This window comes from Salinimicrobium sp. TIG7-5_MAKvit (assembly GCF_049569215.1).
Classification (GTDB): domain Bacteria; phylum Bacteroidota; class Bacteroidia; order Flavobacteriales; family Flavobacteriaceae; genus Salinimicrobium; species Salinimicrobium profundisediminis.
In genome coordinates, this window is the sequence record NZ_CP145903.1 from 820,738 (window position 1) to 833,781 (window position 13,044).

The 13,044-nt window shown below is 38.9% G+C and carries 8 protein-coding genes and 1 pseudogene; 2 read left to right on the plus strand and 7 right to left on the minus strand.

Features of this window, described 5'->3' with window-relative positions:
• Nucleotides 1-7 precede the first annotated feature (7 nt).
• Nucleotides 8-2,938 (minus strand): SusC/RagA family TonB-linked outer membrane protein, encoded by a 2,931-nt coding sequence (locus tag V5739_RS03715; RefSeq protein ID WP_423819698.1) that lies wholly within the window; start codon nucleotides 2,936-2,938, stop codon nucleotides 8-10.
• A gap of 405 nt (nucleotides 2,939-3,343) precedes the next feature.
• Here V5739_RS03715 and V5739_RS03720 point away from each other — a divergent pair, with 405 nt between their 5' ends.
• Complete coding sequence (locus tag V5739_RS03720; RefSeq protein WP_423819699.1) at nucleotides 3,344-6,172, plus strand: triple tyrosine motif-containing protein; 2,829 nt, start codon at nucleotides 3,344-3,346, stop codon at nucleotides 6,170-6,172.
• 51 nt (nucleotides 6,173-6,223) lie between these two features.
• Here the strand turns inward: V5739_RS03720 and V5739_RS03725 are convergent, their stop codons facing one another.
• The 6 genes and pseudogenes from V5739_RS03725 to V5739_RS03750 all read right to left on the minus strand — a co-directional run bounded on the left by V5739_RS03725 (nucleotide 6,224) and on the right by V5739_RS03750 (nucleotide 11,005).
• Complete coding sequence (locus V5739_RS03725) at nucleotides 6,224-7,201, minus strand: HipA domain-containing protein (RefSeq protein ID WP_423819700.1); 978 nt, start codon at nucleotides 7,199-7,201, stop codon at nucleotides 6,224-6,226.
• Nucleotides 7,168-7,482, minus strand: a complete 315-nt coding sequence (locus V5739_RS03730) for a HipA N-terminal domain-containing protein (RefSeq protein WP_423819701.1) — start codon at nucleotides 7,480-7,482, stop codon at nucleotides 7,168-7,170. Before V5739_RS03730 ends, V5739_RS03725 begins: the two co-directional genes overlap by 34 nt.
• Nucleotides 7,457-7,696, minus strand: a complete 240-nt coding sequence (locus tag V5739_RS03735) for a helix-turn-helix transcriptional regulator (RefSeq protein ID WP_423819702.1) — start codon at nucleotides 7,694-7,696, stop codon at nucleotides 7,457-7,459. Before V5739_RS03735 ends, V5739_RS03730 begins: the two co-directional genes overlap by 26 nt.
• A gap of 397 nt (nucleotides 7,697-8,093) precedes the next feature.
• A pseudogene (locus V5739_RS03740) lies at nucleotides 8,094-8,405 on the minus strand (LytR/AlgR family response regulator transcription factor).
• Nucleotides 8,406-8,658: 253 nt separating this feature from the next.
• Complete coding sequence (locus V5739_RS03745; RefSeq protein WP_423819703.1) at nucleotides 8,659-9,108, minus strand: hypothetical protein; 450 nt, start codon at nucleotides 9,106-9,108, stop codon at nucleotides 8,659-8,661.
• Nucleotides 9,109-9,511: 403 nt separating this feature from the next.
• A complete protein-coding gene (locus V5739_RS03750) occupies nucleotides 9,512-11,005 on the minus strand; it encodes a PLP-dependent aminotransferase family protein (protein WP_423819704.1) in 1,494 nt (497 codons plus the stop codon).
• A gap of 70 nt (nucleotides 11,006-11,075) precedes the next feature.
• Here V5739_RS03750 and V5739_RS03755 point away from each other — a divergent pair, with 70 nt between their 5' ends.
• Nucleotides 11,076-12,968, plus strand: coding sequence for a TonB-dependent receptor plug domain-containing protein (locus V5739_RS03755; RefSeq protein WP_423819705.1), 1,893 nt, complete (start codon nucleotides 11,076-11,078; stop codon nucleotides 12,966-12,968).
• The last annotated feature ends 76 nt before the right edge of the window (nucleotides 12,969-13,044 follow it).

The following is a 13,044-nucleotide window of genomic DNA, read 5'->3' on the forward strand; positions in this document are numbered from 1 at the left end:
GATTTTTTTAAAAAACTAGATTTAAACCTAAGATTAGATTTCTGGTCTGTGGATAGGTGCCAAAGTCCACACCCATTGCAGTGTTACTTCCTCCAAAAGCATTGACTTCGGGATCAAATCCTGAATAATCTGTTATAGTGAAAAGGTTTTCTCCGGTAGCATACAGCTTCAGGTTGCTAATAGACAGTTTTTCTGTAAGCGATTCCGGTAAATTATAACTAAGGGTAAGCGCTTTCATTCGTAAGTATGAACCATCTTCCACAAAACGCGTTGAGATTCTTGAATTAGCAGTACTTCCAGATACAGCTTTAGGGATATTGGTAATATCACCTGGTTCACGCCATCTGTCCAATACCACAGCAGACTGGTTTTTTGCATCGATCATAGCCTCAGTTTCAATCCTTGTTGCATTGAAGATGTCATTGCCCTGTGATCCCTGAAGGAAAACAGATAATCCGAAATTTTTGTATGAGAATGTATTCGTAATACCATAAATAAAATCGGGATTAGCGTTTCCAATTATGGTTCGATCATCTGCGGAAGGATCAAATGTTGATTCTCCATTCTGATCGATATAATAGGCCATTCCGGTTTCGGGGTCAACACCACCCCAAATGTATCCGTAGAAAGAACCAAGAGATTCCCCTTCACGTACCAGACTCACTTCTCCTCTTCCCGCAACACCTCCTGTGAAAATTTCCTGACCAACAATGTCAACCACTTCATTTCGGTTGAAAGAGAGGTTAAGGTTGGTTTGCCACTCAAATGCGCCTGTGGTATTAAAAGAGTTTACCTGGAATTCCAGTCCTTTATTTCTTAATTCCCCAATATTCTGTATAGCGTTGTCAAATCCTGTAGATCTTGGCAGGGGTGCATTCAGCAATAAATCTCTTGTATTTTTTATGTAGGCATCTGCGGAAAACTGAATTCTATTCCTTAAGAAAGAAAAATCAAGCCCAAAGTTCATCTGTTCAGATTCTTCCCACTTCAGCCCTTCATTTTCTACTGAGGCTGGATAGGTTCCTGGCATTACAATTCCTCCGATGGGATAATTTCCACCACTCCCAACTCTTCCGAAGTATGCGTAGTTTCCTACCTGATCATTTCCTACAATACCCCAACCCGCTCTTAATTTTAGGTCGCTTAATACTTCTACATTATCCATAAAATTCTCGTTTGAGATTCTCCATCCTAAAGAGAAAGAAGGGAAATAACCCCAACGTTGTTCAGGCCCAAAATTACTAGAACCATCTGCCCGAAAATTAGCCGTTAACAGGTAGCGGTCATCAAAGTTATAATTCACCCTTGCTAGGAAAGAGGCATTGGCTTTTTCAGATTTATCTGCAGAACCTGCAATCAACTCAGAGCCTGCATTTGGAGTGGTAATTTCACCACTAGCAAAGTTTCTTCTCTCTATGTTGCTGTTTTCCCAACGATACTTCTGAAATACAGAACCTGCTAAAGCTTCGATATTGTGCTCTCCAAAAACTGCAGTATAACTTAATGTATTATCGAAAATGTAATAATTGCTCAGGTTCGTATTGTAAATTCCAATTCCTTTCATAGCTCTACCATAGCTAGTCCTGAATGGATCAAGAAAGGAGTCATAATGAGCACTACTGTAGTCCAAACCTAAATTACTTCTAAAAGTAAAATCTTCTAAGAAAGTTAACTCCCCATACACGTTCCCCAATAGTCTTTGGTTTACATATTCACGTTGGGTACCATCTGTAGAGGCAACTGGATTTTCCCAGTCCTGGAATGGGTTACTGGTAAAGGTGCCGTCCGGATTATAGATCCCAATATTTGGAGGTGTAGAAAGAACTCCTAAAAGAACACCTCCACTGTTTACTGCTGTGTTATCTGTTATGTCAACATCCGAGTAGTTAGTATAGGTAAGATTAGTTCCCAGCTCTAGCCAGCTTGTTACTTCCTGAGATAGATTGACTTTAAAGTTATGTCTTTCCATTTCAGCACTTCGAACAGCACCTTCCTGTTTGGTGTAACCTCCAGAAACGTAGTAGGAAGTTCCACTATTTCGCCCTGACATAGATAACTGGTAATTTGAAGAAATTCCATCTTCAAAAATCACATTTTGCCAGTCAGTATTTTCAGTATATCTGGTCCAGTCGGTGTTTCTTCCTAGTTCCATCATTAAATCTCGGTATTGCTCACCGTTTAATACTGGAAGAGTATTCCACACTTGCGAAACACCTATATAGGTATCGAAAGATAATCGTGGTTTTCCTTCACTACCTTGTTTGGTTGTAATAAGAACAACTCCATTAGCCCCCTGAGCTCCATAAATAGCTGCGGAAGAAGCATCTTTTAGTATTGAAATAGTTTCTATGTCTGAAGGATTTAAGGATCTTGTGTCTGTCGTAGGTACCCCATCTACTACGTATAGGGGTTCACTACTGGCATTAATCGAGTTTGTTCCACGTATCCTTATACTAAATCCTGAAGAAGGTTTCCCAGAGCCTGAAACTACCTGAACTCCGGCGGCTTTACCTTGAATAAGTGCTCCAAGCTGCGTATTTGGACGATCTTCGAAAGCTTCATCACTCACTGTAGAAACCGAGCCTGTTATGTTTTTTCGTTGCTGAGTACCATATCCTACAACAACAACCTCATTTAAGGCTTCAGCATCCTGGACCAGGGCAACATTAATGTTCTCCTGACCTTGAACATTAACCTCCTGTGGGATAAATCCCACGTAAGAAATGACAATAACTTCACCTTCAGAAACGCTGAGCGAGAAATTACCATCAAAATCTGTTTGGGTTCCTCTATCAGTATTTTTTATTAATACGTTGGCGCCCGGCAGTGGGATACTAGTTGCCGCTTCAACAACAGTACCCGAAATCTCCCTGGTCTGAGCCCATCCAGTTCCGAATACTAATAATAGAAGGATCCATAAATAATTTTTAATTTTCATTAGATCAAATTGTTTTGGTTTAATAATTCAAATTGACGTTTTTTAAGACAGAAAATCTCATTTTGAAATTTTCTGTCAATTTTGCGAAAACGTTTTCTTGTTAATTTCAATCTAAATTAATATTTGCAGCCTTCGCTAATTTAAAACGTGCTACATTTGAATTACACCATTACAAAAAAATATTACTTCACTAATACGCCAAAATCAATAACCACCTGTATTACATATACTTATTAATTCATAATTAATTCTACATTTTCAAAAAAAGATTTACATTTGACGTATTCCTTTTCTCTAGGATTTAATTTAATACAATTGAATAGAAACAGATTTTTCTTAAGGATACTCCCTCTGTTTATCCTATTAAGCTTTGACTTACATTCTCAAAAAAAATTACCGGCAGAATTGGAAAACCTGCCAAAGATCACCCACTACTCCAGAAAAGATTTCCATTCAGACTCCCAATTCTGGACAATGACACGTGACGCTGAAGGCATCCTTTATTTCGGAAATAATGATGGAGTAGTTATTTACGATGGGGAGCGCTGGCATAAAGTATTTCTACCCAATAATTCTTCCGTAAGAAGTCTTACAACAAGTAAAAGCGGAGAAGTATATGCAGGAGGATATAACGAGATTGGAAAGATTAGTAAGGATTCTATAGGTAATTATCGATATCTCTCCCTTCTGGAAGATCTTAAACTTCAAAAAGAAAAGCTCGAAAACCTATGGCAGGTACACGAATTTAAAGATCATATTATATTTAGATCATTTGATCAACTGATTGTAATCTCAGGTAAAACTGTAACACATATTTCTTCCAATACCGCATTTACCTTTTCTGATGTAATACAGGATAGATATTATGTGCAGGATGCTGGACATGGTATTTTTGAATTTGATCCCGATAAGATGAAGTTAAATTTGTTGTATGATCCCGAATCATATGACAACGACGAAATAAAAGCATTTTTGCCTACAGGCAAAAAAGATATCCTAATTGTTTCCAAACAAGGAAATATCTATGAGGGAAAAGTTAAGAGTAAAGAACTACATTTAAAACAGAGAATATTTAATGAAGATTTTCAGGATCAGGTTATTTCGGCAATAAAGCATAAAGAAAATTATTTACTTGGAACTCTAGCTTCCAAAATTATATTACTAACAAGCGAAGGAGAAATAATCAAAGAATCTCCAGCCTTTGCAGATATTCATGATTCATCTGTACTTCAGCTCTATGCCGATGGTGACAATTTTTGGGCTCTTTTAAATAATGGGCTTGACTTCATTGAGTTTGATGCCCCCTTTTCTCAATTATTTTCCGAAGCATCTATTTATGATATTCTCATAGACGAAGATAAAATCCTGGTGGCAACTAATAAAGGAGTATTTACATCAGATCTAATGGTAGATGGGATACATAAATTCAGTTTTAACTTTAAAAAGGTCCTAAATCTCGAAGGGCAGGCCTGGTCAATTCAGAAAGTTAATAATTCAATATTTGTTGGTCATGACAAAGGTCTCTTTCTCTTAGAGGACGGAAATCCTTTGAAAATTGGAAATGTTGACGGCTTCTGGAAAATAACACCTATAAAAGATGCTCCTGAAAAATATCTCGCTTCTAACTATAATGGGCTTTATCTGCTTACAAAAACAGAAGGCAAATGGGCCCTTCAGAACAAATTAAAGGGTTTTGATGAATCAACACGGGACATCATCCAGGCAGACCAGGAAGACACCTATTGGGTTTGCCATGGTTTTAAAGGTGTTTATAAACTAAAGATCAATAAAGACTATACACGAGTTTACGCTTTTGACCATTACACCAATCAGAACGGACTCGACTCTCCTTTTAATATAAACGTAACACGTTGGAACAACGACATTGTTTTCACGACCAATACTGGAATTTTTGAATTTGATGAAGAATCTAATGAATTTGTTCCTCATGTTGACCTGAATAAAATTTTAGACAGCAGAATAAACACCCGGAAATTATTACAGGATAACGATCGAGTTTGGGTTGTACAGGATGACCAGGTTGGTTACTTTAATCTGAAGGAAGAAAACCCACGAATAATTAAAGACCTTTTTTTAAATCTGAAAGGGAGCCTAAATAGAGGTATGGAAAGCATACAACCTCTTCCTAATGGGAAAGTATTAATAGGAGCAACTACGGGACTATATCTTTATAATATAAATAGAATTAATAAAAAGGAAACATCAACAAGTATTACTCATGTAAGCTACATACAGCAGAATTCTGGAGAGAAAAAAATTCCCATTATCTCTAAAGAAAAGGTAATACTTCCACCGCGAATAGATATTCTTAGATTTGAATTTGCCTCCCCGGGATCTTCTCCCTCCTCTATTGTCCAGTATCAGTACCTTTTAAAGGGGATAGATGAAAACTGGTCTACCTGGGATGAAAGCGCATACAAGGAATACACACATTTGCGTCCGGGCGATTATATTTTTAAAGTACGAAGCAGAGATATACTTGGAAATACAGGAGAGGAAGTTAGCTTTCCCCTCTCAATCACTTCACCCTGGTATCGCACCACCACAGCCTATCTTGTCTATTGTATGGGATTAATTGGTCTCAGCCTGTTGCTAATATATTTTATTAAATTAAAGATCGAAAGGGAAAGGCAAAAAGCAAAAGATTCGGCACAGAAAAATGCAAAATTACTGGAACTGGAAATTGAGCAGCTAAAACTAGAAAAGGATAAAGCGAAGATTAACAGGGATAAGAAAATACTTGAAGAAGATAACCTTTTAAAAAGTAAAGAATTAGCTAATTATACGATGATGCTAGTCAAAAAGAAAGATGTATTTACAGAGACCTATGAAAATCTTCAGGATTTTAAGAAGACACTTAAAACCCAGAGTGCAAAAAAAAGACTACAGGAGGTTTTGGTTAGACTCAATCAGCACCGCATTGGAGAAGAATTCATGGTTGTGTTTGATACCAACTTTGAAAAGGTCCACAAGAATTTCTTCACCGAATTAAAAAAAATAAATCCGACTCTTACCCAACGTGAGTTACGACTTTGTGCATTTGTCAAAATGAACCTAACCAACAAGGAAATTGCTCCGCTTCTCAACATTTCCGTAAGAGGAGTGGAAACTGCCCGCTACAGGGTGAGAAAAAAACTAAATGTCCAGGATATTAATTTTCTAACTTTTCTAGAAGATATTTCAAAAGCCTTTCCTGAAGATACGAAATTATGAAAACCTTAATAGGGATGACAATCTTAAAGGCAAATTGGCCTATTTTACCTGTCAATCCACCTTTAATTTTGTTTTTTTCATTTTTATCAGTGCTTTAAAGTACTTTTTTGATTCCTTATCAATAGAACTTTGATCAATTAAAAAACCCCAGTCTTTGGTTCCCTTTATGATTCGATTCCATAAATTTTCAATGGCTTTTTCTGGAATTTTTGCTTTAGCCATGGCGATGTTGAAATCGTTCTTTTTTAATTTATTTCTTTTTCCGTTTAAGGTGAGAGCCAGATCCTCTGTATCCTCTGGAAGAAGCAATTGTACTGCAAGTATATCATATGCGGGGGCTAATTGATAATGAGATTCCTTTCTGGAAATTAAAGAAAAATTTTTCAGGTGCATGTCATTATTACCAATGAAATAAGATACAATCACCTGCTCATAGAATCGTACAACATCGATGAGGCGATTTCCATTATACTTCAGGATAGCTTTAGCTATTTGTTCATAGGAACCCCGGTATTTATGCTCAGTAAGTCTCTCTGTAAACTGACAGGCATCCTCCATCGCATATTTATTCGCCTTTTGGTCTCGGTCTATTCTACGGGTTAAATATGCTAATTCCCCACCCTGCAACGGTACCAGCAAAAAAGGTACCGTAGGAATTCCACAACGCTGCGCCATGAGCATTGAAAGAGATTCCACCTCCGGCATTTGAGGAAATTGGCCGTAAGGCGGCTTTAAAATATATCTCCCGTCCAGAGCCCCCACAATTGTCAATCGCTCTACTTCTTGCTCATATTTGAAGCCCAGGGAAAGTTTAGGCTGAACGCCAGGAACAATCACCCGCTGGGTTATATTCTGCTGAGCCAGGTTTTCCAATTCGGTAATGGAATAGTCTAATTGCAAGACCGGTGTATCCGTTTGCCAAAAATCCTTCAGGCATTGCTCATGATAATCGGTTCCTATATTATCTAATGGAAGTAAACATGCTAAACAATTTTTCATAGTGGGAGCACGCTTATATTTCCTATACAATCTTTACATGTAGCAACTAACAGACCCATTCTATCTCGCGGATTGAGCTTCCAGTTTTTATGCACGATTTCCAAAAGCCAACCTTCCGGTATTAATCCATCAAAAAAAGGAAATAGATGTTCTGATTGAAAGGGTGTGTCTTGGAGAGGAATCGTTAAACTTATTGCTTTTGCATCTTTACGGTTGAGATACAAATCATCATAGGTAAATTCATAACCTTCCTCATGCTCAATAAGAATACCGGCTAAATCGTCGTTAATTAGGATTTTCGCTTGTCGCATTGGTCATAGGTTTTGGTTGAAGTTCTGCACCAAAAAACTGGAGTATCTGATTGACCTTATCAGTCATCAAATTTGGCTTCCCTTGTTCTAAATCACGCACAAAACGCAGCCCCACTCCTGTAAAATCAGCTAGTTCTGGCTGTGTCATCGCATTCGCTTTACGTTGCTGGCGAACATAGGAGGCAATTGGATTATAACGATTCCACTCTTCCATAAGTATACCTTTACGGGTGCAATATAATCTAAATATTTTAATTTATACCCCAAAAGGTATATTAATAACTGACATATACAATTTATACCCCAAAAGGTATATTGATCTTTAAAATCAAATAAAAATTTTCAACCTAACGTTAAAATTTGTTAAAGCGAGACCAATCTGGTGACCATTTTTTTCAGCCCCGTGAGAACCCCTGTAAAAGCCGTAAAGTACGAAAATCGGTCGTTCCCTCCGACTCCACTATTAAACGCAGCTAAGCTGCGGATTAAAACAGGAAAAACCTGCCAGGCATTTTGCTTGAGCAGGTTTTTTTCGTTTAAAGAAGTATTCTCACACTTGCGACCATAGAACCTGAAGGCTTCCTGACATGCGTAATCACCTTCATGTGTAACTATTCCATCGCCCACTTTTCCAGTTTCTCAAGTACGGTAGATTTGTAGCTTTTGCTAATCGGCAGAGCTTTGCCGCCTACTTCCAGGTATTCATTTGTATAGGAATCCAAAGCCGCAATGGAGACAATAAAAGAGCGGTGGATTCTTATGAAATCGGGATTTCAAAGTTCTTTTTCTATGTTGCTAATAGTTTCTCGAATTACTGTAGAGCCGCTGCGGGTATGGATCTTTAAATAATCACTTAAGCTTTCTATATAACAAATGTCTTCGAAATTGATCCTGATCATCTTCCGGTCTGCCGGTACAAACATAAAATCTTTCGACCCTTCATTCTTTTGGGAAAGCTGCTGCTCACCTCTGCTAAAATAAATAGTGAAAAAGGTATCTACAGCTCTTAATAATCGTTCAAAAGAGATTGGTTTTAATAGATAGTCCACGGCTTATAGATCAAAACCATCTACGTCATAATTGCGATAGGCAGCGGTGAAAATAATTTTAATTTCAGGATTGATGGAACGGGCAAAAGATAATCCTGAAATCTCGGGAGTTTGATAAGCCCCAAATTTATTTTTTCTTATAGACGTGCGCCATGTATTCGTAGCTAACACCATTACTTTCATAAGCATCACCAGATTGCACCATCCATAGTGTATTTTTGCCTGGAAAAATCATTTTGTGTACTGTCCCGGTAGAGCCCTCACTAAAGATCCTGTAATCACCATCAGCAATTTCTTCCCATACCATTTCGTGATTTAGAGCCCTTTCATTTAATATACATTCAAGGCTATTGTAGCTATAGTAGTAATCCATTTGTATAAAATCGCCGTTATTTTTAAAAGTAATCTTGGTTTTTTGGGCGCATTCACCGGCTACAGTTTCTTTTTCTATACCGCTAGCTGTGACTTCTGTCACACCGGTAAATGCCCAGGTGCCAACAATTTTATTGGAGGGAGTCTCTTCAGAAGAACAGGAAATTAAGAAGAGGAGTAGTGGAAGTAGTAATAGTTTTTTCATGAGAAAAGAATTATAGAAGTGTTTAAAAATGTCATTTTTGAAATATCATTTATTTTGGCCCTGCTTTCTTCAGCTAAAATAAAAACAACCCACAGATTCACAGATATAAAAGATATTAGACATCACCTACCTTCTGTAAAAAACTCATCCTTATGGTTTTCAAAAATTATATTAAAAAAAGCAAATAAGTATGATATTTCGCCCTTAATTACCAATACTGATTTTTCCGAAGATCCCTTTCATAAGGCTGATTAAGCCATAAAAAACCTGCCAGGCATTTTGCTTGTGCAGGTTTTTTTCGTTTAAAGACGCTTGTCCCGTCGGCACAGTATGGTTAGCTGCATTTGCAGGACTGGATTCATTTGGGGAAGGTGCTGGCCTTTTGAAACTTCCAATTATTCCTTCATCCTTGCAACGAAGCCTCAGAAACCAATTCTCCATATACTTCAGCAAGTAATCTTACAGCTTTTCCCATTTCATTTTTGCTGAGATGGGCAAATCCCAATCTTAAAGCAATAAGATTTTGATTTTGATAAAGACATATACCCGGAATCAAGAGCCCCTTTTTTCTTGCTCTTTTTTGAAGATGATTCAATGAGAATGATCGATTAAACTTGACCCAGAAAGCCAAGCCTGATAAAGGTACACTAAATGTAATTTCGCTTTTAAAGTGGGTATGGAGTAATTGGGCAAAGATTTTTTTTCTTTCACTAATTACGCTGTAAAATTTCCTTTGATACCTATGTACGTCCCCTTGATGAATAATATCTCCCAGCGTCTTTTCCATTAAGAAATTGGGCCTGCCAAAAATATTAAGATACTTTTTTCCTTCTTCCAAAAAGTCTTCTGGGGCGATTAAAAAGTGCATTTGAAATCCGGGGGTGAGGAACCTTCCAAAAGCTCCGATATAGATGACCCGGTTTCCTCCGTCCTTTCTATAGAGTGATGCCGACCTGTCTTTTGGGAGGGAAAATTCAAAGTCGTCATCATCTTCAATCACAATAAAGTTGTATTGTTCCGCTAATTGGAGTAAAGTTTTCTTTCGCTCTTCAGAAAGAGGAACTGTAGTGGGGTATTGGCAACGAGGGTTGAGGTAAACAGCCCTAATCTCACCGGCCTTAAAGTGCTCCCTGATAAAATCAACCCTCATCCCGTCCTCATCCACAGGAATCGTCCTTAGCTGTGCACCTGCCTGACCAAAAATCATATTGGGCAGAAAATAACTCAGGTTCTCCACCAAAATAATATCCCCGGTTTTTATAAGTAACTGCGATAAGATGGAAAAAACCTGCTCTCTTCCCGAAATAGGCAACAAAAATTTTCTGGAAAGATGAAACCCCCTGGTGATATTCAGGTAATAACTTAGCTGGTCCCTAAAAAACATATTTCCTCCGGTTGCCTGCTGCAATTCATTGAACCAATTGGCCCTTTTAAGGACCGAAGCGAAAAAACGAGCCAATTCTTCCCCTTTGATGATCCCATAATCGGGTGTTCCATCGGTGAAATAAAGATCTTCACGATGCTCCAAGAAGGGAGTATCCAGAATAAATTCTTTCCTGAAAGTAAAGGCTGCCTTTTCGGGGGGAGACCTAAAAGCTCCGGAACCGATGGCCGCCACCGAAGATAGCTCCGCATTTTTTACAAAAGTACCTATGTTGGGAATGCTATTTATCCATCCCTGCTCTTGCAGCTCCACCAGGGAGGCCATAATTGTTTTTCTGTGAACTTGCAGGTCTTCTGCGATTTTCCTGCTTCCGGGAAGTTGATCGCCATCTTCCAGAAGGTTTGTTTTAACCGCATTAATAAACTGATACACTATTTGCAAATAGACCGGATCTTTCTTACTGCGATCTATTTTGACAAAGGAACGAAAAGCAATGTTAACCGGACTACTCATTATTTTTAAATCGGACTAGCAAAGTTACCTCTTAAACCTTAATCTTTGTACCCCAATTGAATATTATTAAATGAAAAAAATAATTTTTGTAGTAGGTGTCTTATGCAGCCTCCCTGTATTTGCACAACAACAGGAGACATCTCCTGAACACGAGAATCAGGAAAACCCCCAAAATGAGCTAAAGGAAGTAGTGATTCACGGGAACAGGATCAGGATCCCTTTCAGCCAGGCCACACGGGATATACAGGTGGTCACCCAGGAACAAATTAAAATGCTTCCTGCAAAATCTATCAATGAAGTTTTGTCTTACATCAGCGGAGTTGACGTAAGGCAGCGCGGTCCTTTCGGTACTCAAACCGACATCTCTATTGACGGCGGCACTTCCGAACAAACCATACTGCTTATTAATGGCGTAAAAATGATAGATGCGCAAACTGCCCATAACATGATGAATATCCCCATTCCGCTAAGTGCAATAGACCATATTGAGGTGCTTAGAGGTCCGGCAGCAAGGGTTTTCGGGATCAATGCCCTCACGGGAGCCATTAATATTGTCACTAAAAAAGAACGCCATTCCTCGATCACTGCTATTGCACAGGCGGGAAGCTCTTTTAAACAAAAAGAAGAGGGCGACGGATCTGGTATTTATGCCGGGGGGCGTGCAGAAGTTTCCGCTAACTTCGGAAATGAAAATCAAAGCCACCTTTTATCCCTGGCCCAGACCAACTACAACGGGCAACGTTATAATTCCGCTTCGAAAAACACCCGACTTTTTTATAACGGTGAAATTGACCTTGATATTAACAACAAACTGCAGGCTATGGCGGGGTATGCAGACAGCCAATTTGGTGCCAATGGCTTTTACGCCGCCCCCGGCGACCGTAATTCGGAAGAGCTTGTAAAATCGTCTATTTTCAGCCTTTCTTCAAGGCACCAGTGGGGCGACTTTATGATCTCACCCCGAATAAGCAACCGCTATGGTGAAGATGATTACAGGTACTTTAAAGATGATTTGAGTAGAGGCCGCTCCATACATTACACCAATGCCCTCATGCTCGAACTCAATAGCAGCCTTCACACCAATATAGGAACTTTAGGTTTTGGCTGGGAATCCCGCCTGGAAACCATCAATAGTTCAAATATTGGGGAACATGAACGCGACAACCATGGATTTTATACCGAATTAAGGAGCCAGGTGGGCGAAAGATTAACAGGATCGGCAGGAGTTTATGCCAATTACAATTCCGTATTTGGCTGGCAGGTATATCCGGGCTTAGACTTAGCTTATGAAATCAATGAACGTTGGACCCTTTCTACCAGCATTGGGTCGGGTCAAAGAATCCCGTCCTTCACAGATCTTTACCTTGATCAACGCCCGGGAAATATTGGAAATGAACTGCTGCAGCCCGAAGATGCCTGGAACTACGAAGGTAACATCACTTACCAGAAAAGTGCCCTTAACCTCCAGGTGGGATATTTCTACCGCGAAATAACCGATTTTATTGACTGGGTGAGAGAAGATGCTTCAGAGCCTTATTCTCCCGTTAACTTTGGCGATAACACCACGCAAGGCATATATGCCAGGATTCAGCAGAATTTTTACCTGAAAAACAACCAGTCTTTGAGGTACCGCTTAAGTTATAATTATCTGGATCCAAGCATTAGAAGTTCAGAAGGAATCCAGTCAAAATATGTCCTTGAATCTCTAAAACATCAATTTATTGCAGGAATTTCCTACGGAATTGACAACCTGTCCCTACAGGTAGAAAACCGATGGCTACAGCGGGAACTCGCTAATGCTTATAACGTTACAGATATACGGGTGAATTACAACTGGCAAAAGCTTCTCTTCTTTACAGAGGTAACTAATCTTTTTGATGCTGAATATACCGAAGCAGGCGCTGTACCTATGCCTACACGTTGGTTCAGTTTAGGATTAAGGTTCGAGTTGAATAAATTTTAAGATTCAGGGGCGCAATTATATTGATTGCATTCAGAGCATTGCACCTGGCTCTTGAAAAACTAAAACGGAATCCGGA

Coding starts and splice junctions, on each gene's coding strand:
- V5739_RS03750 (WP_423819704.1), bottom strand. CDS start 11,005: ATGAGTAGTCCGGTTAACATTGCTTTTCGTTCCTTTGTCAAAATAGAT.
- V5739_RS03730 (WP_423819701.1), bottom strand. CDS start 7,482: ATGCGACAAGCGAAAATCCTAATTAACGACGATTTAGCCGGTATTCTT.
- V5739_RS03755 (WP_423819705.1), top strand. CDS start 11,076: ATGAAAAAAATAATTTTTGTAGTAGGTGTCTTATGCAGCCTCCCTGTA.
- V5739_RS03735 (WP_423819702.1), bottom strand. CDS start 7,696: ATGGAAGAGTGGAATCGTTATAATCCAATTGCCTCCTATGTTCGCCAG.
- V5739_RS03745 (WP_423819703.1), bottom strand. CDS start 9,108: ATGAAAAAACTATTACTACTTCCACTACTCCTCTTCTTAATTTCCTGT.
- V5739_RS03715 (WP_423819698.1), bottom strand. CDS start 2,938: ATGAAAATTAAAAATTATTTATGGATCCTTCTATTATTAGTATTCGGA.